This window comes from Limnohabitans sp. 2KL-3, assembly GCF_001269405.1.
Taxonomy (GTDB): domain Bacteria; phylum Pseudomonadota; class Gammaproteobacteria; order Burkholderiales; family Burkholderiaceae_C; genus Limnohabitans_A.
The window spans coordinates 1-22,574 of record NZ_CXON01000015.1 but is presented as its reverse complement, the minus strand read 5'-3'; the positions used below and the strand labels follow the sequence as shown (position 1 = coordinate 22,574).

The following is a 22,574-nucleotide window of genomic DNA, read 5'->3' as shown; positions in this document are numbered from 1 at the left end:
GGCCATGATCTCCTGTCATTTACAAGGTTCTGAGCAGTTTTTAGCCGTTTTGCAGCCAAAAAAAGAGAAAATGCGCTTTATTGCACTGCCCGGACCGCTTTGTGCGTTCGTGGGCTGAAACAACACCAAAGGTAGACCCATGATCGTTCTCAAGGCCACCCAAGACAAATTGCTGTCGGTCCTGCAATCCGTATCCGGCATTGTCGAGCGCCGCCACACCCTGCCTGTGCTGGCCAACGTATTGATCCGTAAAACCGGTCATGCCGTGCAACTGACCACCAGCGATCTGGAAATCCAGATCCGCACCACAACCGAGATGGACGGCGACCCCGGCGACTTCACCACCACCGTGGGGGCACGCAAACTCATCGACATCTTGCGCACCATGCCGGCCGATCAGACCGTGAGTCTGGAATCCTCGCAGGCCAAGCTCATCCTCAAAGGTGGCAAGTCCAAGTTCACGGTTCAAACCCTGCCGGCCGAAGACTTTCCGCTGGTGCAAGAAGCCGCCAGCTTTGGGCCCGCCTTCAGCGTGCCGCAAAAAACCCTCAAACAATTGCTGGGGCAAGTCTCATTTGCCATGGCCGTTCACGACATTCGCTATTACCTCAATGGCATTTTGTTTGTGGCAGAAGGCAACAAGCTCAGCCTGGTGGCCACCGACGGCCACCGCCTGGCCTACACCTCGGCCACCCTTGACGTGGAAGTGCCAGCCAAACAAGAAGTCATCTTGCCGCGCAAAACCGTGCTGGAGCTGCAGCGCCTGCTGTCTGACGCCGACGGCGCGATCGAAATGCAGTTCGCCAACAACCAAGCCAAGTTCAGCTTTGACGGCATGGAGTTTGTGACCAAACTGGTCGAGGGCAAATTCCCCGACTACAACCGCGTCATCCCCAAAGGTCATCGCAACAACCTGACCTTGGGCCGCCAGGCCATGCTGTCGTGCCTGCAGCGCACGGCCATCTTGACCAGCGACAAGTTCAAAGGCGTGCGCCTGAACCTCGAGCCCGGCACGCTGCGTGTGGCCTCGACCAACGCCGAACAAGAAGAAGCCGTGGACGAACTCGACATCGACTACGGCGGCGACGCCATCGAGATCGGATTCAACGTCACCTACATCATCGACGTGCTGGCCAATATGGGCCAAGACATGGTCCGCATCGATCTGGCCGACGGCAACAGCTCGGCGCTGATCACCATTCCCGAAAACGACAACTTCAAATACGTGGTGATGCCCATGCGCATTTAAGGCCCCAGCCCACCAGGCCCACCTTATCGAAACCCGCGACCTCTCGCGGGTTTCGGCCATTCAAGCGACAGAGAAAATTGAACATGACCGACGACATCCAACCCAGCGAAGAAGCTTTCACCACCGCCCAACCCAAGATCGACGCCCACCAAGTGGGCGCATCCGAAGGCTACGGCGAAGGCTCCATCCAGATCCTGGAAGGCCTGGAAGCCGTGCGCAAACGCCCCGGCATGTACATCGGTGACACGTCTGACGGCACCGGTTTGCACCACTTGGTGTTCGAAGTCGTGGACAACTCGATTGACGAAGCACTGGCCGGCCACTGCGACGACATCGTCGTCACCATCCACAGCGACAACTCCATCAGCGTGACCGACAACGGCCGTGGCATCCCCACGGGCGTCAAGATGGACGACAAGCACGAGCCCAAGCGCAGTGCGTCCGAGATCGCATTGACCGAACTGCACGCGGGCGGCAAGTTCAACCAAAACAGCTACAAAGTCTCGGGTGGTTTGCATGGCGTGGGCGTGTCCTGCGTCAACGCGCTATCCAAGTGGCTGCGCCTCACGGTGCGCCGCGAAGGCAAAGTGCACCAGATCGACTTTGCCAAAGGCTTTGTGCAAAACCGTTTGCTCGACACCGTGGACGGCGTTGAAGTCTCGCCCATGCGCGTCACGGGGGCCACCGACAAGCGCGGCACCGAAGTGCACTTCTTGCCCGACGTGGAAATCTTCACGCAAAACACCGATTTCCATTACGAAATTCTGGCCAAGCGTTTGCGCGAGTTGTCCTTCTTGAACAATGGCGTGCGCATTCGCCTGAAGGACGAGCGCAGCGGCAAAGAGGACGACTTCTCCGGCGCGGGTGGTGTCAAAGGCTTTGTCGACTTCATCAACGCCAACAAAAAAGTGTTGCACCCGAACGCCTTCCACGCCAACGGCGAGCGCCCTGCTGACAGCTACGGCGGCATCCCCGGCACCAGCATCGGTGTCGAAGTGGCCATGCAGTGGAACGACGGTTACAACGAGAGCGTGCTGTGCTTCACCAACAACATTCCCCAGCGTGACGGCGGCACCCACCTCACGGGCTTGCGCGCCGCGATGACCCGCGTCATCAGCAAGTACATCGAGAAAAACGAGATCGCCAAAAAACAAAAAGTCGAAGTCAGCGGCGACGACATGCGCGAAGGCCTGTGCTGCGTGCTGAGCGTGAAAGTGCCCGAGCCTAAATTCAGCAGCCAGACCAAAGACAAGCTGGTGTCCAGCGAAGTGCGTGCCCCGGTGGAAGACATCGTGGCCAAAGCCTTGACTGACTTCTTGGAAGAGCGCCCGAACGACGCCAAAATCATCTGCGGCAAGATTGTGGAAGCCGCCCGTGCCCGCGAAGCCGCCCGCAAAGCCCGCGAAATGACACGCCGCAAAGGCGTGCTCGACGGCATGGGCCTGCCCGGCAAACTGGCCGACTGCCAAGAAAAAGACCCGGCCCTGTGCGAAATTTACATCGTCGAGGGTGACTCCGCCGGCGGCTCGGCCAAGCAAGGCCGCGACCGTAAATTCCAGGCCATCCTGCCCCTGCGCGGCAAGATCCTGAACGTCGAAAAAGCCCGCTACGAAAAACTGCTGACCAGCAACGAAATCGTCACACTGATCACCGCCTTGGGCACCGGCATCGGCAAGGCCAGCGCCGAATCCGGCAAGAGCGGCACCGACGACTTCAACGTCGACAAACTGCGCTACCACCGCATCATCATCATGACCGACGCCGACGTGGACGGCGCCCACATCCGCACCCTGCTGCTGACATTCTTCTACCGCCAGATGCCCGATTTGGTCGAGCGTGGTCACATCTACATTGCCCAGCCGCCGCTCTACAAAGTCAAGGCCGGTAAAGAAGAGCTGTACCTCAAAGACGGCCCGGCGCTCGACGGCTTCTTGCTGCGCATCGCGCTCAAAGACGCCAGCATCAGCACCGGCGGCGCTGCGCCGCAAGTGCTGACGGGTGAGAAGCTGGAAGCGCTGGCCCGCAAACACCAAGTGGCCGAACACGTCATTGCCCGCCTGTCCAACTTCATGGACGCTGAAGCCCTGCGCGCCATGGCCGATGGTGTGTCACTGAACCTGGACACGCTGGACCAAGCCGCCGAATGCGCCCCCGCGCTGCAAGCCAAGCTGCGCGAACTCAACACCACCGGCATCCCCGCCGAAGTGACAGCCGAGTTTGACGTGCGCACCGACAAACCGATTCTGCGCATCAGCCGCCGCCACCACGGCAACATCAAAAGCAGCATCATCACGCAAGACTTTGTGCATGGCGCGGACTACGGCGCTCTGGCCGAAGCCGCCGAAACCTTCCGCGGTTTGCTGAGCGAAGGCGCCAAAGCCCTGCGCGGCGAAGGCGAGCGCCAGAAAGAAGAAAAAGTGGGCGACTTCCGCCAGGCCATGCATTGGCTCATCAGCGAAGCCGAACGCACCACCAGCCGCCAGCGCTACAAGGGTCTGGGCGAAATGAACCCCGCCCAGCTGTGGGAAACCACCATGGACCCCACCGTGCGCCGCTTGCTGCGTGTGCAGATCGACGACGCCATCGAAGCCGACCGCGTGTTCACCATGCTCATGGGCGACGAAGTCGAGCCACGCCGCCACTTCATCGAAAGCAACGCGCTGCGGGCGGGGAATATTGATATTTGATGGGCAATTGAAAGCCTTTGATGACCCCGCAAGGCACTCAATACGCCCTGTTCGAGTCGGCAGAGGTCATGCCTGTTAAACAACAGTTGCACGCTGCAACTGTTGTGAATGTCCGTCGTTTCAGCGACTATGTGGTTTACGTCGATGAGAGCGGAGACCATTCACTTGAGCGCATAGATCCCGACTATCCGGTGTTTGTGCTCGCTCTTTGTGTGTTTCATAAACGACATTACGCCGAGAAAATTATTCCGGCAGTTGAAAAGCTGAAGTTCAACTACTTTGGCCATGACAGCGTGGTGCTGCACGAGCATGAAATTCGCAAGCAAAAAGGTGATTTCGCTTTTTTGAGCCACAAGCCTACACGCGAAGAGTTCATTGGCCGGTTATCTTCCATCATGGATGCGAGCAATTTCATTTTGATGTCTTGTGTGGTCGACAAGGCGCGATTGAATCGACATGAAGGCGCTGGCTCCAACCCTTATCACATTGCGTTAGGCATCTGCTTGGAGGTTCTGCGGGAATTTTTGGCAGAAAAAACGCAGGATCACCTCCAGACACATGTTTTGGTCGAGTGTCGCGGCAAGAAGGAAGACGCCGAACTGGAATTGGAATTCAGACGCATTTGCGATGGCGAAAACCCGGGCAATCGACAGCTGCCGTTCAACGTCATCTTTGCTGACAAGAAAACCAACCTGACCGGTCTGCAACTGGCCGACTTGGTGGCCAGGCCCGTCGGGCTGAATTACATACGGCCCGAGCAGGCAAACCAAGCCTTTGAGTTGCTCAAGAACAAATTCTTTTGCGCCGGAGGACGGGACCGTGCTGGGCAAGGCTACCAAAATGTAGGGTTGAAGATTTACCCTCCCCAGAAAGCGAAAAGCCCCGATGAACCCACCGAGGCTGTAGCGCCGACCGGGAACCCCCAATCCACTTGATTCGTAGTCTACAACAAAAAATGACTGGCTCATAACGCCATCGAAGCCGACCGCGTGTTCACCATGCTCATGGGCGACGAAGTCGAGCCACGCCGCCACTTCATCGAAAGCAACGCGCTGCGGGCGGGGAATATTGATATTTGAGTATGTGAACTGCTGAAGTCACACCATCAACGGCCACAGAGCCGGGTGGGCTTCAGTTTTTGGTCAGGGAGGCCAGAGACGATGTTTTCACTGAATGGCCCCGTCGTGGGCATATCCAAAAGAAAAAGCCCGCACAAGGCGGGCTTTTCAGACTTCATCTGTCCTCGGGGGGAGCTTTCGCCAACGTGTCCCAAGGCTAGTGCTGCAATTCTAAGCTGCATGCGATCGCTCAGATCTGCATAGGATCAACAAGACCACCGCACAAATTCGTTCCATGGTCTATTCGGAGCTGGAGCTCATCAGGAAGTTACGCAACAGGATTGCGCACCATGAACCCATTTTCCAGCGCAATCTGGCAACTGATTTTCAGAAAATCCATGATCTGATCGCTGTCCGATGTCTCATCACCGCAGCGTGGATGCTGCAAAACCAAGGGGCACAGGCGCTGATTTCAAACAAACCGGTTTGAAGCGCAAGCCTGCTCATGGGCGACCAAGTCGTGCGATCACAATACCTTCAATTCACACCCTCAGGAGCCTTTATGAAATCCCGTGCCGCCGTCGCCTTTGAAGCTGGCAAGCCTTTGCAAATCGTTGAGATCGACGTCGCGCCACCGCGCAAGGGCGAGGTGCTGGTCAAGATCACGCACACCGGCATCTGCCACACCGACGCCTTCACGCTCTCGGGCGAAGACCCCGAAGGGCTGTTTCCGGTCGTGCTGGGCCATGAGGGCGCGGGCATTGTGGTCGAGGTGGGCGAGGGTGTCACCAGCGTCCAGCCCGGCGACCATGTGATTCCGCTCTACACCGCCGAGTGCGGGGAATGTCTGTTTTGCAAGTCGGGCAAAACCAATCTGTGTGTGGCCGTGCGTGCCACGCAGGGCAAAGGCGTCATGCCCGACGGCACCACGCGCTTTTCATACCAAGGCCAGCCGCTGTACCACTACATGGGCTGCTCCACTTTCAGCGAATACACCGTCGTGGCCGAAGTCTCGCTGGCCAAAATCCGGCCCGACGCCAACCCTGAGCAAGTCTGCCTGTTGGGCTGCGGCGTGACCACCGGGCTGGGCGCCGTCAAAAACACGGCCAAGGTGCAAGAAGGTGACACCGTGGCCGTGTTCGGCCTGGGCGGCATTGGCCTGGCCGTGGTGCAGGGTGCCAAGCTGGCCAAGGCCGGGCGCATCATCGCCATCGACACCAACCCCAGCAAGTTCGATCTGGCACGCACCTTTGGCGCAACCGACTGCGTCAACCCCAAAGACCACGACAAACCCATTCAGCAAGTCATCGTCGAGATGACCGGCTGGGGCGTGGACCACAGCTTCGAATGCATTGGCAACACCCAGGTCATGCGCGCTGCGCTCGAGTGCGCGCACCGTGGCTGGGGCCAGTCGGTCATCATCGGCGTGGCCGGTGCGGGCCAGGAAATCTCCACCCGACCTTTCCAGCTGGTCACCGGCCGCCGCTGGATGGGCACCGCCTTTGGCGGCGTCAAAGGCCGCAGTGAAGTGCCCGGCATGGTGGACGACGCCATGGCCGGACGCATCGCGTTGGCCCCGTTTGTCACCCACACCATGGGGCTGAGCGGCATCAACCACGCCTTCGACTTGATGCACAACGGCGAGTCCATCCGCTCGGTGGTGCACTTTGAAGGTGGCGAATGAAACGCATCGAACAACACGCCAGCTTTGGCGGGCGGCAAGAAGTCTGGGCGCACACCTCCAGCACTTTGGGCTGCGACATGCGCGTGGCCGTGTACCTGCCCGAGGCAGCGCTGCGCGGCGAGAAATGCCCGGTGCTGTACTGGCTCTCGGGCCTGACCTGCACCGAACAAAACTTCATCACCAAAGCCGGTGCACAGGCACACGCGGCGCGACACGGCGTGATCGTGGTCGCGCCCGACACCAGCCCACGCGGCGAAGCCGTGGCCAACGACGATGCCTACGACCTGGGCCAAGGTGCGGGCTTTTACGTCAACGCCACACAAGCCCCTTGGGCAACGCATTACCGCATGCAAGACTACGTGGCGCTTGAGTTGCCCAACTGGATCGAGCAGCACTTTGCCGCCAGCGATTCACGCGGCATCTTTGGCCATTCGATGGGCGGGCACGGCGCGTTGGTCACGGCGCTGCGCCACCCGGGCCGCTACCGCAGCGTGTCGGCGTTTGCGCCCATCGCCGCGCCATCACAAGTGCCTTGGGGCCAAAAAGCCTTGACTGCCTACCTGGGTGCAAACCCACAGGCTTGGCGTGCATGGGATGCCGCAGAACTGGTGGCCACTGCACGCCAGGAAAAGCTGCACCTGCTGGTGGACCAAGGCGATGCCGACGAGTTTTTGGCGCAACTTTGCCCCGAACGGTTGCAAGCCGCTTGCGAGGCAGCGGGCCACCCGCTGACCCTGCGCATGCAGCCGGGCTATGACCACAGCTACTACTTCATCGCCACGTTCTTGGGCGATCACTTTGCGCATCACGCCAAGTATCTGTAGGTCTTCGGGGTGGTCTTGATGCGATTGCTCCCGCTCATCGCATCAGGTTTTTTGTGGGAGCGGCGCCCTCGCCGCGATAAAGCCTCGCATACCACCACACATCGCCCCGAGGGCGGGGCTCCCACAGGGATCGCTGCGTCCAGGCGGCACACGCTGAAAAGCCACCGACGGAATACCGGTGAACAAAATTCAAATTTCAGCGTGCCGGATCACCAGCAGCATTGTCAGCGCCCTCTCATTGGACAGCGGACCAATGCTCCTGCTGTCATTAACAAGTCAATTTTTGGGCTTAGAGCGCGTTTCATGGCCTTGCCAAGCTTCATGCGCACTGAACGCAGCGGCCGTCAATTCGATATCGGCCCGAGAAATGCGAACTTGGTTGGCGACATCGCGCCAAGTGTCCACGACACCCATCACCTCCTCCACGATGTGCCGCCCCTGCGCGGCCGTCAAGCCGTAAAACGCGGCAGTGCTCAACGCGGTGCGCAAGTCAGGACGGTTGTCCATATCATCAATGTTCAGCACATGCTCGGCTTTGTCGATGTTCGGGTTCACATCAAACGCGGGTGCCAAACGCCAGCCCGTTGAACTCAACACAAAGCCGTGATTGCGCAAATGGTCGTCCCGATTGCCAATTGCCACATTAAAAACCACGCGCCTGAACAGCTGAGCCAGGTCTGATTGAACCGTCGCTGCATCGCCACTGGCCCGCAGAAATTGCGCCAATTCCAGATAACTGCAGCCCTCACTTTGGTCCTTGCGCAGCAGCGTCATGGCCGATGCATAAAACCGCCGCTGACCACCGACACGGTCGAAGCGCTGCACACAAAAAGTATGAAACTCACCACCCAGGCGCAAAAGCTTTGCAGCAGGGACATCGATGCCTGCACGTTGGGCCATTTGGTGCGTGGCGAACTCCCAAGCCCCGACATCACGGTCATCGTCACGCGCCGGAAATTTGCCGATCCAAAGAGAACCGTCCAGCTCTGAGAAGTTGGCTTTGGGCCGAGCGCCCCCCAACGAAGCACCCGGTGCCACCAGAACAGTTAACCATTTGCGCAAAGCATCGAGATCGTCAATGCGCTTATGGGTCAGTTGCCAAGCCACCTGCTCCAGTTCGCGCAACGTGGTCACGGGTGGTGCTGCAAAAGCATCGTTGCCCAAAAACGCTGGCGTGCCCGACGGGCGAAACCGCAACGCCCCCTGTCGGGTAATGTCCTGCACGCCGATCAGAAAATCCCAGGCATAAAGTGTTCTGGCCGGGCGCTTTTGGTCCTTGGCCAGCAAGGCCTCACGCCGTTTCATCAGCGTTTGTCCCCAGCGGTCGGGTGATGAGTCGAGAAACACGCCAAAGTTGCCCAGCTCCCAACCAGACCTCTAGCCCATCGAATGGCCCCGTCATGGCTGCACCTCAGAAGTGCTGTTGGCAGAGTCGGGTAACTGCATGCTGGCGCGTCGCTGGCGTCGCTCTGCAGCCGATGGGGCCAAAGCCAAATCCTGCAGCTTGCGCCCCACTTTGTCGTCGGCGGCCAAGGCATTGAAATCTGCCTGCAGCCCGAGCACCGCCAGCACACGCAGGTAAGTGCCCAAAGTGGCACCCGCATCGCCGGCTTCGACCTTGTAGACCGAAGTGCGCGACATGCCTGCCCGCTGCGCCACCACGGCCGTGCTCAGTTTGCGGCGCAAACGCGCCAGCCGCAGGCGCTCGCCCAAGGCGGTGAGCAGCGTTTGCTCTTGGGGGAAAACAATGGGTGGCTTGCTTGGCATTTCGCCATTATGGACAAAAACTGTAACTATTGTCCATTTTGGACAGGAATTATGCCGCGCCGCAACTTCATCGAGAGCAACGCGCTGCGGGCGGGGAATATCGATCTTTGATCGATCCGAAACCTCATATCGTCAAAACCCTGTTTTGGCGACATGACAGGGATGACGTGTACTCGCCAAGAACATGAGGCTGCTCTCATGTTCGAAAAATTGAATTATTGCGACACGTTTGCTTGACGTGTCGCTCATGAGAACATATTCTTCAAACATGTTTCAATAATTCAATTTCAAGTACATGTACGACATCGAAACCGTTTGGCAGCCAGACCGGGCGCACAACCAGTTACCGACACTGCCTCCGGGGCACGACCTGGAAAGCAAAGCAGTGCTGCGTGCCTGCATTACGGCCCGCGCTGCATTGGCCGAGCTGAAACAAGCCGCCGAGCTGATCCCCAACCAGACCATGCTTATCAACACGATTCCGCTATTGGAGGCCAAAGACAGCTCGGAAATCGAAAACATCGTCACCACCACCGACCAGCTGTTTCAACACGTTGATGGTGATGGGCAAGCCGATCACGCCACCAAAGAAGCCTTGCGTTATCGAACCGCACTGCACCATGGCTATCGGTCACTCCAATCCAGGCCACTGTGCACGACCACTGCGGTTGAAGTGTGTCGCACCCTCAAAGGTGCAGACATGGATATCCGGCGTACACCCGGTACCCAACTGGCCAACGACCGAACGGGCGAAGTGATCTATACACCGCCGGAAGGGGAAGACCGGTTGCGGACCCTGCTGGCCAACTGGGAACGGTTCCTGCACAACGAAACCGAACTGGACCCATTGATACGAATGGCCGTTGGGCATTACCAATTTGAAGCCATTCACCCCTTCACGGACGGCAACGGACGCACAGGCCGTGTCATCAACATCCTCTTTCTGATCCAGCAAGAGTTGTTGAACTTGCCCATCCTCTATTTGAGTCGGCACATCATCGCGAACAAAGCCGACTATTACCGCCTTTTGCTGGAAGTCACGCGGGACCAAGCTTGGGAGCCTTGGGTCTTGTTCATGCTCAAGGCGGTGGAAGAAACATCGCGATGGACCACCGGAAAGATCGCGGCCATCCGGCAGTTGGCCGAACACACCACCGAACACGTACGGCTGAGCTTGCCCAAAATCTACAGCCGCGAGCTGGTGGATGTGATCTTTGAACAGCCCTACTGCCGAATTGGCAATCTGGTGGACAAGCAGATTGGGCAACGGCAAGCTGCCTCGCGGTATTTGAAAGAGCTCGTGGCCTTGGGCGTGCTGCGTGAAATGACTTATGGGAAAGAAAAGCTCTTCATCCACCCCAAACTGATGCAATTGCTCAGCCGGGACAGCAACGAATTTCAGTTATATGAAACTTTCTGACCCCGACGTGCTGACTGAGGGTGAGGAGGTTTACTCGTCTGAAGCATTTCGAAAATAGCCCCGGGTTTCGTAGTCGCCAAATGGATCAAACACCGCGATGCTCACTCAAGTGGTTGGACATCAGGCGTGCCATCTGACGGCCATTGATCAACTGTTTCTTTTTCAGCGCGACCAAGAGCTTGCCGGTTTCGTCCAGCGTGACATCGTCGCCCGATGCCCGGGTAACCGCCTCTGCCCATGGGTCCAGTCCAGTGCGTTTGAAGTGCACATTGCATGACATGGCAAAACGCTGGACAAATGCGCTCACATTTTTCAGAGGCAGGGCATTCAAGTCTTCGGGCAAGCTGATGGGCTTGAGGGGATTGGACTGGGTTGTTGCAAGGGGTGCATCTTTGGCCCCCGCCCGTACTTTGGTGTAAATCCCGGAACTCACCCGAACCAACAAGCCTTCCTTGATCAACGCCTTGTGCGGAGCGCTGATAGTTTTAATGGCATGTGAGGGTGCATTGTCTGGCATGACCTGATTGTGCCGTCAGACCCTGAACGCAGACGCCCACCTTGTAGGCCAACGGCTGCCTTTTTGTAGGAGCCCACCCTGTGGGCGATGGGCGTGGGACACGTCCTCAATAGGGTTCAACAGGCTCGGGGCGGCTTTAGACTGGAAACTGTTTGATGTTGAGCCAGATGAGACGCGCCATTGGGCGTGACTCGCCTTGAATACCGGCGATGCAAGCCTGTTTCATAGCCTCATTCCCAATGATCATCGTCCTGCATGATGTTCAGTCTTTGGCGTACTGACGTGCTCTTTCAATGATGGACTGAATCGCCTGAGCATGGGTCATGGTGCCACTGTCAATCGACTGCATGAGGGCCAACCCCTTGTTGCTGGGGCGGATGCCATCCACAGCCAAAATAGCCAAGGCTTGGCTCGATGCCCACGATCCTGGTTGGGATGGCGTGGCGTTGTTGGGGTGGCGGTTGGGCGTGTTCATGGCTGGAATAGATCATGGCAGTGTATCTTTACCCGAGTCGAAGTCAAAGTCAGATGAATGACATCAAAAAGTTGCCGAAACGCGCGCCCAAAGGACAGGCACCATGCAGTCTTGAGCAACAGGCAAGAGATGGCTTTTGTGCAGGAGCCCACCCCGTGGGCGATGAGCTGTCTTTGTAGGAGCCCACCCTGTGGGCGATGGGCGTGGGACACGCCCTCAACTTCGCCCTGCAAACCATCGCCCACAGGGGTGGGCTCCCACACCAAAAAAAACCGCCGCCCACATGCAGGGCCAGCGATGCAGCCGTCAATCCGCCCCACTTTGCAGCCCAAACACAATGCTCATGGGCTGGCCTGATCAATAAAACCTTCCTATAAGTGCAGCAGAATGACATTGACTGCTTCTCTGTAAAGAAGCAATTCATTGCATTCTGCTTCCAATTGGGCTTACATTTCAACGAATTTGACCAGCCTATAGGCTAGCAATGTCTCCTGAACTGAACCAACTTCGACTTGAACAAGTGCAGTCCACCCTTTCCGGCTACGCGGACTTGGTGAAGCGGCAGCCACCGTCTCGGGGATGGCTGAAGCTCATCCGAGAAGCCCTGGGTCGAACGGAACGCCAGCAGGCTCAGCGGCTGGGCGTCTCGGGGGCGACGCTGCACAAGTCCGAACAGTCCGAAGCGGATGACCGCATCTCGCTCGGACAACTGCGCAAACTCGCTGATGGACTCGATTGCGAACTGGTCTACGCACTGGTTCCAAGACGCCCGCTCACGGACGTGGTTCAGGAACGCGCTCGCACCATCGCGATGGAAGAGGTTGCAAGCGTGGCCCACACCATGGGACTTGAAGACCAGCGCCCCGGCGCAGAACGGCTTCGGAAACAGGTGGACCGCAGGACCGAAGAATTGCTTCGCGGCCGTTGGTCAAACCTATGGCGATAGACCGGGATGAGCAGGACGGCCAGACACCGCTGGCCACCGACGAGAAGGCTGGGCTCATCCCGGGGAACCTGGCAGCCCTGCGAGCTGCAGACCAAGGTGACTATGAGCTTTTGCTTGTTTTTATCTCGTATTGAGATAAACTGAACCCATGAAAATCATCAGCAACAGTGCCCTGCGGGCCTTCGCTGCCGATCATCCTCAGGCCGAAGCCCCCTTGCAGGGATGGCGGCGGGTGATTGAAAAGAACATTTTTGCAAACTGGGCCGAGCTCAAAGCCGCCTTCAATGCAGTTGACAAGGTGAACGAGTTAGCGGTGTTTGATATCGGCGGGAACAAGTACCGCCTGGTGGCTTACATCCGGTTCGAAAAGCAAATTTTGTACATCAAGGCAGTATTGACCCACCGGGAATACGACAAAGGAGCATGGAAATCATGAATGCAGCCATCGACGTGAAGCACCTTCTCCCAGTCTGGGAGCAGTTCCGTGCCGCCACCGACATCACCCCCATCCGGGATGAAGCGCACTACGCGCGCATGACCGAGATGCTCCAAGCCCTGCTGGATGAAACCCAAGGCGAAGAAAAGCATCCTGCGATGGGCTTGGTCGACATCGTGGGCGATCTGATTGAGGACTATGAAGCGAAGCATCACCCTTTGCCCGAAGTCACGGGTGTGCAAGCTCTGAAATTCCTGATGGAACAACACGGCCTGAAGCAAAGCGATCTGAGCGAGATCGGCAGTCAGGGTGTCGTGTCCGAAATACTGACGGGCAAGCGAGAACTCAACATTCGCCAAGTGCGCGCGCTCAGCGAACGGTTTGGCGTTTCTGCCGCGACCTTTGTGTAAGAAGTGTGGAACGCGGACACCGACGCGCCATGAAGACAGAACGAAAACTTCGGACGCTGTGAGCGATACCCACATGCCAGCTAAAAGGTGAACACCATGAAAGAAGAATACGATTTTTCGAACGCGCAGCGGGGCAAGTTTTACAAGCCTGATTTGCGCCTGATTCCGCCTGTGCGCCTTGATCCGCAGGTGTTGGACTTCCTGGTCAAGCGAGCTGAGGCCAAGGGCATCCCACTCAATGCCTTGCTCAATGCATTGCTGAAGAAAGACATCGAGCTCATCGAGGCAGCCTATTGATCCGGCCAGTTGAAGTTTGAAATGTGCGCCATGCCATCTCGTAGGTCGGCGGCTTCAGCCCCGACATGGCTTCGGCGCAGGCTGCATGTCGGGGCTAAAGCCGCCGACCTACAACATCTTCAAGCATTGAAAACTTTATAGGGCCGATTCAATAAGGCCGTGCCTAGCGCAGCCCGCGCTCAAAAAATACGTTAGGCCCTTGAAATGCATCGCCGCCCACTTGCAGGGCCAGCGATGCACCCGTCAATCCGCCCCGCTTTGCAGCCCAAACACAATGCTCATGGGCCTGCTGCCCTGGTGCGACTGGTAGCGCACCCGGCCGTGGTAAGTGAAGGGTGCGGCCTTGCCGACGGCCAGCTTGGTGTCGCGCACAAAGAGGTGGATGTCGATGCCTAAAGCGGCGTGGCGGATGATTTCGTCGCCGCGTTTGCTGGTCGGGTCGGTGGCGTTCTGGCTTTGCCAATGAAAGTGCGTGTCATCGATCCAGTGGTCCATGTACTTGTGCTCGTCAGCCCGGCCTTGTTTGTTGAGCGTGACCAGCAGGATGTGCGCCTTTTTCTGGGCCAGCACCACATGGCCGACATTCCAATTGCCGGGGTTGTAGACCTCGCCAAACAGCGCCGGAATGTCTTCGCGCATGAAAGGCTCACCGAGCGCCAGATCCAGTGGATCGATGATGTTGCGCAGGCGAGCGAGCGTGCGCATGTCGTCGGTGGCCGTCAGGTCGTCATAGTCCGGGTTGTTGGCTTTCAGAATGTATTGGCCATCGCGGCCCTTGGTGACCACCCGCAGCAGGTATTGGTTGTCGCCGCTGTCGTCTTGCCGCTCGATGGCCACCACATTGCCTGTGATCGAGCCCGCCCGACTGGGCGTGATCAACTCCAGCAACAAATAGTCACCGTCCAGCACCGGGTTTTTGCCGCCGTTCATCGAGTTGCCCGATGCGCGGGCAATGAAGTGGCGACTCGGGTCCAGCGTGCCATAGGCCAGCGGCAAAGCCCTGTGCTCTTCGGCGTCAGCACGCCCGGTTTTGAAATGGCCGCACGCGATTTTGAGGTTGGGGAAATACGGCAACTCCACCGTCTCGCGCCGCTTGACGGGGAAGGGGATCACATTGTTGACGGGCTTCACCGCCACCCTGCTCACCTCGTAAGCGGCCAGTTTGTAATCGACCAGTTCTTGCAGCATGTCCCTCAGCGGTGCCACGTCTGATTCCAAAAGAGCCTGCTTGAGTCCAAAGCTGCCATCGATTGCCTTAAACGGGACCGATGCAGGGTTTTTGGAGTTGCCCCCAGTTAAGGCTGTGATGGGGTTGTTCAGCCAATAGCGTTGCCACGCGGCGTCGGTGCCCGTGGTGGTCAGCATCTTTGCATCGAGGTCGGACAACAAAGGGCGACGACGGTCGAGTACCCCACGCGAGTGAGCGGCCAAAATGCCCAGCGCAACAGGCTGGCGCAGGCCATCCAGTTCCAGCCACGCCTCCAGCGTGACGGCCATGAAGCTTTTTTTCATCTCCATGGTTTCCACGTACTGCAAGACCATTTGGAAACGCTCTGAAACCGCGGTGTCGTCCGCAGACAAATCCCCCATGCTGTGGACCAGAGCAAACCAATGGCCTTCACGCCGACGCATGTCTTGCATGCTGCTGCCCGAATGGTAAAACTCAGTCAGGGTGGGCCTGCGGCCCAGCACGGCTCGAAGCGCCTCGTAGTCCTTTTGCGTTCCGGCTCCATCGAGCGATTTCAGAAACTCGATGATCGACAGGTCGTAATTGACGTAACAACCGTTTGGCAGCTCCAGTGCGTTCCTCTCTGCCTTGCGGCCAAAGTCCGCTAAAGCTTTGTACGTGCTGCCCACACCAAACAAGGCTTGTGGTTTGCCCAAAAAGGCTTGGTGATTGCCAATGAAGTCCAGCACGACCAACTGCTGTTTGCCTTCGTGCCGCCGCAAGCCACGCCCCAGCTGCTGCAAAAACAAAATTTTGGATTCGGTGGGCCGCAGCATCAACACCGTGTCAATGCTGGGCAAGTCCACGCCCTCATTGAACAAGTCCACCGAGAACAAAACTTGCAAACTACCATCTTCCAGTTTTTCGAGCGCCTGTGCACGCCCCAGCACTGAGCCCGAATACACCGCAGCGGCCGACACGCCAGCCCGCGTGAAATGCTCTGCCATGAAGTCGGCATGCCGGGTGGACACACAAAACGCCAACGTGCTTCGCTGGGCTTTGGCCCGCCACTGCGACAGGGCATGCCGTGCACGCGCCAACGTGGCCAACTTGTTTGACAGTTCTTCAGGATCAAAGCGTCCATTGCGCCAAGGCACTTCTTTGTAATCGACCGATTCGTCATGAACGCCGTAGTAATGAAACGGAGCCAACAAGCCGCTGGTGATCCCCGCAAAAAGGTTGCAGCCGAAGACCAGGTTGTCGTCACACAAAGACAAAATGTCCGACTGGTCTGTGCGGTCTGGCGTGGCCGTCAAGCCCAACAAAAACGAGGGCGCAAAGTGCGCCAACAAGCGTTTGTAGGTGGCCGCAGCGGCGTGGTGGAATTCGTCCACCACGATGTAATCGAAGTGCTGCGGTGCAAAGCGCTCCAAGTGCGCCGCCTTGCCCAGTGTTTGTACCGATGCGCACAACACATCCACATCGCCATCGCGGCTGCGCCCGGTGTAATAACCCACACGCTTGCCGGGCAAGATGCGGATGAAGGTGGCCGCCGCTTGGCTCAAAATTTCTTCGCGATGCGCCACAAACAAAATGCGCCGAGCCCCCATGCGCACCGCATCAAAAGCGGCCAGCCATGTCTTGCCGAGACCCGTTGCCAAAACCACCAAGCCGCGTCGATAACCGTTTTCGCGGGTGTCGGCCAGTGCGGTCAAGGCTTCTTGCTGAATGTCGTTGGGCGTTGGTGGTGCCTCTTGTTCATGGCTGCCGGGAGCCACCGAACGCGTGGGCGGCAAGCGCCGCTGTTCATAGGCCTCGATCCAGCTGTCGGTCAAGGCCATGGTTTTGGGGTGCGCAAAGAGTTCTTCAAACCGTTCGCGTGCTTCCAGATAACCGGCATCTTGCGGAAACACCACGCGGTAGTTCCACTCCAGCCCATCGCGCAGGGCTTTGCTGCTGATGTTGCTGGACCCAATGAAGGCGGTGCCAGACGCCAACTGCCCGGCTTCGAAGCGGGCGAACACATAGGCCTTGAGGTGAAAGCTGTCTTGGTTTTGAGTGGCGTAAACGCGCACCTCAGCACCGCTTTCTTGCAGCAAGAGCAGCAAGCGCAAAGCTTCTGGGTCGGTGATGTCCAAATAGTCGCTGGTCAACACCCGAACGCGATGGGTGTCACCTGCTTGTGCCATGCCTTGCAAATCGGGTAGCAGCAAACGCAGCCCAGAGGTCTTGACAAAGGACACCGCCAAATCGGCTTGGTTGGATCGCGCAAAAGCGGCCGACAGGTGCGGCAAAAAATGGTCGTCGCCACCCGTGACCAGTCGCTTGTCAGGCCCGGTTGAACGGTGGGCCAAAGCATTGGTCCAGCTTTCTGTCCGATCCGGCCGTTGATCTTGGGTTTGCCAAAACTCCATGCGCAACAGTTCGGGCATCGCCCCCAGCCAAGCACGCACGGTGTCCTCGTCGGCATCGGTAAACCGTCGCCCGTCGTGTTCACGCTCGCCGTTGCCAAGCTTGTAGCTCACATAAATGCGGCCACCAGCTTTGAGCGCCGCCCACAATTTGGACAACACCCCCGGCATGTCAAAAAGCGGCACATGCAGCAAGCTGGCGCAACACCAGATCGCATCGTATTGGGCGACCTCGTCCACATCTTCAAAGCGCCGAACATCCACCACAAAGCCACAGTGCTCACTGGCTCGCTTGGCCAATTCAACAGAAGCATCAAAAGCGCTGACGCTGAAACCCCGGTCAGCAAATGCACGCGCATCACGCCCCGACCCGCAACCGGCATCCAAGATGCTTGCGCCGGGGGCAAGACCGTCAAGAAAGCGCTCGTAAATTGGCCCCATGTCTACCCGCAAAGTTGAGCTGAAAAATTGCTCGGCGCGGTCGTTGTAATAGCCGACAGTAGACGATGGATCGGGCTGGTTGGTCATGTACGGGGTTTCTGGCGGCGCGTTGGTTTTGATTTTGATTGTCCTCAATTTTCAATATGGAGCCTGAAATGGGGTAACTGCCAAATTTGGTGTGATGTCATTTTTTACATTTGATGTGTGTGAGTAACTGCTTGTGGGTGATCTGCGACATTAAGGTGTCGTGCCTGTCTGACTGGCGTTGCCTTACTGCGCATGGCGGGTTGCGCTAGTTGCCAAGACGTACGCTAGTGGGTTTTGCTTTATGAAATAGTATGGTCCGAGCTAGCCCGATTTTCCGCTGAGCTATGCTCTAAGATAAATGCTACGTCATTTTCCGAATTCACTCATCCGATGAAATCATCCCAAGAATTTCGCCTTGCCGGCGTCGACTCATTAGAGGACGTCGAAAGAGCTCTCGGTACCATCCATGGAAATCGTGAGTGCGGCCTGGCGGTTTCTGCTAAGAACCTCAATAAGCGGCGAGGCTCTTTTCGGGATGCCGCTTACCTCCAAGCGTTATTAACTTGGGCTCGTCTGAATCCGGAGGCGGCACTCAACGTAGACGGTGGTTCTGAGAAAAGTGCTTTGGAAATCCTCGGCGAGGCTTGTGGTTACTCTAGCGGCATCGCTGCCATGTCGTTAAGCGGATCAGTCAAAGTGCGTGGTGAACCCGTAGCTCGGCAACTTGCACTGCTGGGTGCCAAGTCGAGAATAGAGGCAGCCTACCAAGGTGACTATGACTCTCTAGTGCACGGAAGAACTATTGACCTTCTCTCCGTGAGTGGTGCCACGCGCCAGTACCTAAAACCTTTGTTTAACGGTCCTTCACCAAGAAAAGTTAAGGACAAATTCGACCTGAAGTCCACTATCCGTGGTCTTGCAATGCGAGCGGCACCTTCTTCTACTGGTCTTGACGAAAGCACAATTTCTTCGCTAGCCACCCTAACGCATGAGCTCTTTGAAAACACACAAGACCATGCAATTTCAAACGAACAAGGTCAAGTCTATAGAAGACACGTTGAGCTCTTGAATGTTGGATGGATCGCCAGTTCAGAGGTAGATGCAAAGGGTGACTTCTACGGAAATGAAACCCTCAAAGCATATTGGGATGCCATCTCGTCGAGCCAAACTGGGCGTGAAAAGGTCGCTGGTCTCAGCTTCAACTTTCTAGACTCTGGACCTGGTATGGCAGCCCGGCTCCTTGGAAAGCCAGTATTCCAGATGACTGCAGAGGAGGAGGCCACCGCGCTTCAGCAATGTTTAAGAATGCACGTCACCTCTAAGAGTACGCACGCGACCGGCCTTGGGCTTAACGCGGTTTTGTCAGAAATTGCCCTTGCAGCCGGTTTTGTCCGAATTCGTTCCGGTAGGCAAGCTATCTTCAAATGCTTTTTACCAGGTGCAAATAGCGCAATTCAGAACTTGGATTTCGAGAACTGGTTTGGCCCACAGCGCGAACTCCTCCGCGTGGCTGGCACGCTTGTGAGCATCTTTATTCCTTTGCCGCGGCCAACCTTATGAAACGCATGATTGCCTTTAGGTCTCGGACAAACTGTAGGTCCTCCGGAGAGTTGATCGACGTCCTTGTTTTGTTCTTCGCGCGGTCCGAACTCGACATGAACGTCCTGGACGATGAAATCCAGAATAACCTCAAGTCGGATGATCCGTTGCCGGATGCTTTGCTGCTCGTGTCGTTTGATGTGTATGCAGATCGACTTATTGACGTTTGGACGCAAAACAAGTCTCGTGCTGACGGTCTTGTGAGACGTGGTCGGCGCAACGCCGTTGACTACCTGAAAGAGCTCACCATTTGGAAGTTTCATGATGGCTTGTTTATTCAAACCTTTCGCGACAATCAATCACGACGGACCTACGATCTCGACCTTGCCAAACTTTGGCAAGCCGGACTGGCGCAACTTGTCGATATCCGGGGCGCGTTTCAAGAGGCACCTCCAGGACACATATTCAAACATCCCTCAGGGCGTGCAACGCGTCAATTTTTGCTGGCGAGCGAGCTTCTGCGGGACGAGGTGGATGCCTATTTCGTAGCGGTGGCTATATGCGCCACGGCTTGGAGCAGGTTGAAGTGCACATCTACGCTTCACATCGACACAATGGGGATCTATCCCATAGCGCGGGCTGTCGAGGATGTAACACGCTCTTGCGGCGGCAACAGATCAGGATGGGAGATCGATAGTTTCCACTCGCATAGAGGGATGGCGGAGCTACACACCGTTTTAACTGAGGCTGACGCCGTTCTGGTTAGCGCGTCGACTACTGGCTCAATGGTGACGAAACTTCGCGAGGACGGTGTGTCTGAAAACGCCTTGATCACTCTTTTAGAAATGTCTGATGAGGGACGGAGTGGAAGTGTTGTCTATGCGCGCAGCCGTCACACTGAAGCACTCTCGGCTGGTCCACAGCGAATTCAAAATGAGACAGTAATCGAACTCGCGGGCGAGTATTTTGCTGCGCAAGGTAAAAAGCCAAGACCTTTCGTGCTCACAAAGGCCCATCAGCCTGCGTCACTAAATCCGTTTCTCAAAAATTTTAGTCATCGTTCTGTTCTCCGGCTCAATCACCCTCGCGCTGGGAATGTTGCTCGGAAGGACCTAGTGAGTCTAGATGAGACAAAGATCGTTGAAAGCGCGGATTTAAAAAAGTGGCTGAAAGATGAAATACGCTTGAAGACGCCTGTTAGCGTCTCGCATATTCTTGGTCTCAATGGCGTAGGCGGTGGTCGCATGGCGCAGGTTTGTGCAGAAATTTTGGAGTCAATCACTGGCCGACCACCAAAGCTTATAAATTTTGAAAACTTAATGGCCCTTGATGATGCGGCGAGGAGTGAGGTGACCGGGGTTCTTGTGTGCGGTGCTGTTGTCGGGGATGGTCACAGTCTAAGAGCCATCGCACGTGACCTTCGCGAGCTAGCACCCAAGGCATCTCGTCATTTCGTCGTAGCTGTCGGTTTACCTGAGACGATGCGGGCTTGGCTTCGACTCAAACAGTTTTTGATCCAGTCTGATGATAATGATCGTCCATATCTTCTTTCATCTTGGATGGTTCTTCCAACAGGTGCTCCGTCTGGCACCGGGGACGCTTGGTTACGTGCGGATGAGCTTATGCAGCAGGCTGATCAAATGGATATTACTGATGATGCGCCTTGGTCCAAGGATCACACTCAGTCTTCGATTTTAGAAATGGCGAAAACCCTGGAGTCGCTTCAAGACGGATACCTGCAAACCATGTCTGGCGATGAGCTTCGATTGACAAGTGGCTTCGTGTTCTGGAATCCATCAAACGAAATACGCGCTGACAGTAACAATGCGGCAGTGTGTTTCCTTGCCATGTCAGCCGCTCTCCAAAATGCGCGTGAGCATAATGAGGCGGGTAGCAGATTAAGCTCATCGATGCATGAGACCGTTGTCCTGGACGTTGAGAACTTTCTTCGCTTTAACGATGGCGTTCTGCAAGTAAGCCTACTTCGGGCGGCTGATGCACATGAACTTGATTATTCCGGTTCGCCGGAACTCAGCGAAATGATGCGTGAGTTTCTTGAGAAAGTTTTCCTCAACACCAGTCGTCCGTACGGCGAAGCTGCCTTGGAATTTGGCTTGGCCTTAGCTACTCAGCGTCTGCGCCTCAATAAAGCCGACAGCCTTGAACTCATCAGTAGGATCAAGGATAAGCTGACGCAACCAAGCGTGCTCCATGGCTTGATTTATGCTTGGTGGCTGAGCCTCAAAGGCCACTAGCATCATCCCGCTTTAAGTTGACTGGTGGTAGTGAACAGTAAGCGGCCCTTCGCAGACAACCCGGCAGCGACTGAAATCGCTGCACATCTGTGACACCACACACTCTGAAACGGGTTCGCCCTAGTGTTGGTTGCTGTTGACCATATCGCCCTTGCTGGAAACACGCACAGCTCACGAATGCATTGGGGCTATGAGTGTCTCGGCTTCACCAGGGATTCCTGCGTGTCTGAAGGGAAATGACCTTGAGCAGCGCATTTCAGCGAATTTAAAAGTTGGATTTTTGAATCAGTCAACACAAATGAAGCTGGACCGTAAGCGTCCGGTGAACCCATCTTGAGATTCAAATGCCATCCCGGCAACATCCTGGCCACACAACAACAACGTGGACACGATGATGAATCAAGACACTCCTACCCCTTCAACGCCTTCGCGCACGCGTCGCATTTACAGCACTCAGTTCAAGTCTGAATTGGTGGCCTCCTGCCAACTCCCCGGCGCATCCGTCAGTGCCATCGCGGCAGCCCACGGCATGAATGCCAACGTACTGCGCCGCTGGCTCCAAAAGCATCGCCAACACGGCTCACATGTCCCACATGTCCCAAGCACACCGCCCGCATCTGCTCAGACCAGCAGCGCTGGATTCATCGCGCTCGATCTGAGCGCCCTGCAAGCTGCACCGGCTTGCTGTACTGCTCAGACCATTGATCTGCGCTGCCAACGGGGCGACACCTTGGTGTCGGTCGCCTGGCCCCTGTCTGGCGCTGCTGAGTGCGCCTCACTTTTACTGCAGGTGCTGCGATGATCCGCGTCGATGCAATCTGGATGGCCACCCTGCCGCTGGACATGCGCGCCGGTGTCGATACGGATCATCGCAACACCTGCAGTAAAAGTGAGGCGCACTCAGCAGAGATCGGAAGAGCACACGTTGAACTCCAGTCACATTCCTATCTCGTATGCCGTCTT

The 22,574-nt window shown here is 56.7% G+C and carries 20 protein-coding genes; 15 read left to right on the top strand and 5 right to left on the bottom strand.

Features of this window, described 5'->3' with window-relative positions; all coding sequences use genetic code 11:
• Positions 1-139: 139 nt before the first annotated feature.
• From dnaN to fghA, 7 genes are all read left to right on the top strand, one after another.
• Complete coding sequence (gene dnaN, locus AMM41_RS15985; RefSeq protein ID WP_089961245.1) at positions 140-1,249, top strand: DNA polymerase III subunit beta; 1,110 nt, start codon at positions 140-142, stop codon at positions 1,247-1,249.
• Between the two features lie 83 nt (positions 1,250-1,332).
• On the top strand, positions 1,333-3,936 hold the full coding sequence (gene gyrB / locus AMM41_RS15980) for a DNA topoisomerase (ATP-hydrolyzing) subunit B (protein ID WP_089961242.1): 2,604 nt from the start codon (positions 1,333-1,335) through the stop codon (positions 3,934-3,936).
• Positions 3,937-3,956: 20 nt separating this feature from the next.
• Positions 3,957-4,871 (top strand): DUF3800 domain-containing protein, encoded by a 915-nt coding sequence (locus AMM41_RS15975; protein ID WP_089961239.1) that lies wholly within the window; start codon positions 3,957-3,959, stop codon positions 4,869-4,871.
• A gap of 24 nt (positions 4,872-4,895) precedes the next feature.
• Positions 4,896-5,015, top strand: a complete 120-nt coding sequence (locus AMM41_RS22480) for a hypothetical protein (RefSeq protein WP_108377133.1) — start codon at positions 4,896-4,898, stop codon at positions 5,013-5,015.
• A gap of 274 nt (positions 5,016-5,289) precedes the next feature.
• On the top strand, positions 5,290-5,484 hold the full coding sequence (locus tag AMM41_RS15970; RefSeq protein ID WP_228769317.1) for an Abi family protein: 195 nt from the start codon (positions 5,290-5,292) through the stop codon (positions 5,482-5,484).
• 72 nt (positions 5,485-5,556) lie between these two features.
• Complete coding sequence (locus AMM41_RS15965; protein WP_089961232.1) at positions 5,557-6,678, top strand: S-(hydroxymethyl)glutathione dehydrogenase/class III alcohol dehydrogenase; 1,122 nt, start codon at positions 5,557-5,559, stop codon at positions 6,676-6,678.
• A complete protein-coding gene (fghA, locus tag AMM41_RS15960; RefSeq protein ID WP_089961229.1) occupies positions 6,675-7,502 on the top strand; it encodes an S-formylglutathione hydrolase in 828 nt (275 codons plus the stop codon). Before AMM41_RS15965 ends, fghA begins: the two co-directional genes overlap by 4 nt.
• A 276-nt stretch (positions 7,503-7,778) precedes the next feature.
• On the opposite strand, the gene AMM41_RS15955 is transcribed toward fghA, so the two are convergent.
• Together AMM41_RS15955 and AMM41_RS15950 are read right to left on the bottom strand one after the other, a co-directional pair.
• Entirely contained in the window at positions 7,779-8,807 is a 1,029-nt protein-coding gene (locus AMM41_RS15955) for a type II toxin-antitoxin system HipA family toxin (RefSeq protein WP_089961227.1), read from the bottom strand.
• Between the two features lie 93 nt (positions 8,808-8,900).
• Positions 8,901-9,269 (bottom strand): helix-turn-helix domain-containing protein, encoded by a 369-nt coding sequence (locus AMM41_RS15950; protein WP_089961224.1) that lies wholly within the window; start codon positions 9,267-9,269, stop codon positions 8,901-8,903.
• 295 nt (positions 9,270-9,564) lie between these two features.
• On the opposite strand from AMM41_RS15950, the gene fic reads away from it, so the two are divergent.
• The gene (gene fic, locus AMM41_RS15945) at positions 9,565-10,689 is read left to right on the top strand and encodes a protein adenylyltransferase Fic (RefSeq protein WP_089961221.1); all 1,125 of its coding nucleotides are present in this window, start codon (positions 9,565-9,567) and stop codon (positions 10,687-10,689) included.
• A gap of 85 nt (positions 10,690-10,774) precedes the next feature.
• On the opposite strand, the gene AMM41_RS15940 is transcribed toward fic, so the two are convergent.
• Together AMM41_RS15940 and AMM41_RS15935 are read right to left on the bottom strand one after the other, a co-directional pair.
• A complete protein-coding gene (locus AMM41_RS15940; RefSeq protein WP_089961217.1) occupies positions 10,775-11,206 on the bottom strand; it encodes a hypothetical protein in 432 nt (143 codons plus the stop codon).
• A gap of 262 nt (positions 11,207-11,468) precedes the next feature.
• Positions 11,469-11,681: a hypothetical protein gene (locus AMM41_RS15935; protein ID WP_089961214.1), complete on the bottom strand. Its 213-nt coding sequence runs from the start codon at positions 11,679-11,681 to the stop codon at positions 11,469-11,471.
• Between the two features lie 484 nt (positions 11,682-12,165).
• On the opposite strand from AMM41_RS15935, the gene AMM41_RS15925 reads away from it, so the two are divergent.
• The 4 genes from AMM41_RS15925 to AMM41_RS15910 all read left to right on the top strand — a co-directional run bounded on the left by AMM41_RS15925 (position 12,166) and on the right by AMM41_RS15910 (position 13,770).
• Positions 12,166-12,627 (top strand): mobile mystery protein A, encoded by a 462-nt coding sequence (locus AMM41_RS15925; RefSeq protein ID WP_089961207.1) that lies wholly within the window; start codon positions 12,166-12,168, stop codon positions 12,625-12,627.
• A 148-nt stretch (positions 12,628-12,775) separates the two neighbouring features.
• The gene (locus tag AMM41_RS15920) at positions 12,776-13,063 is read left to right on the top strand and encodes a type II toxin-antitoxin system HigB family toxin (RefSeq protein WP_089961204.1); all 288 of its coding nucleotides are present in this window, start codon (positions 12,776-12,778) and stop codon (positions 13,061-13,063) included.
• A complete protein-coding gene (locus AMM41_RS15915; protein ID WP_089961481.1) occupies positions 13,060-13,473 on the top strand; it encodes a helix-turn-helix domain-containing protein in 414 nt (137 codons plus the stop codon). Before AMM41_RS15920 ends, AMM41_RS15915 begins: the two co-directional genes overlap by 4 nt.
• A 96-nt stretch (positions 13,474-13,569) precedes the next feature.
• Complete coding sequence (locus AMM41_RS15910) at positions 13,570-13,770, top strand: hypothetical protein (RefSeq protein WP_089961202.1); 201 nt, start codon at positions 13,570-13,572, stop codon at positions 13,768-13,770.
• A 243-nt stretch (positions 13,771-14,013) separates the two neighbouring features.
• On the opposite strand, the gene AMM41_RS15905 is transcribed toward AMM41_RS15910, so the two are convergent.
• A complete protein-coding gene (locus tag AMM41_RS15905; protein WP_089961480.1) occupies positions 14,014-17,877 on the bottom strand; it encodes a DUF3427 domain-containing protein in 3,864 nt (1,287 codons plus the stop codon).
• 330 nt (positions 17,878-18,207) lie between these two features.
• Between AMM41_RS15905 and AMM41_RS15900 the strand changes: the two genes are divergently transcribed.
• From AMM41_RS15900 to AMM41_RS15890, 3 genes are all read left to right on the top strand, one after another.
• Positions 18,208-19,377 (top strand): hypothetical protein, encoded by a 1,170-nt coding sequence (locus AMM41_RS15900; protein ID WP_089961197.1) that lies wholly within the window; start codon positions 18,208-18,210, stop codon positions 19,375-19,377.
• A gap of 95 nt (positions 19,378-19,472) precedes the next feature.
• Positions 19,473-21,611, top strand: a complete 2,139-nt coding sequence (locus AMM41_RS15895) for a hypothetical protein (RefSeq protein ID WP_194944825.1) — start codon at positions 19,473-19,475, stop codon at positions 21,609-21,611.
• A 391-nt stretch (positions 21,612-22,002) separates the two neighbouring features.
• The gene (locus AMM41_RS15890; RefSeq protein ID WP_089961191.1) at positions 22,003-22,413 is read left to right on the top strand and encodes a transposase; all 411 of its coding nucleotides are present in this window, start codon (positions 22,003-22,005) and stop codon (positions 22,411-22,413) included.
• Positions 22,414-22,574: the final 161 nt, after the last annotated feature.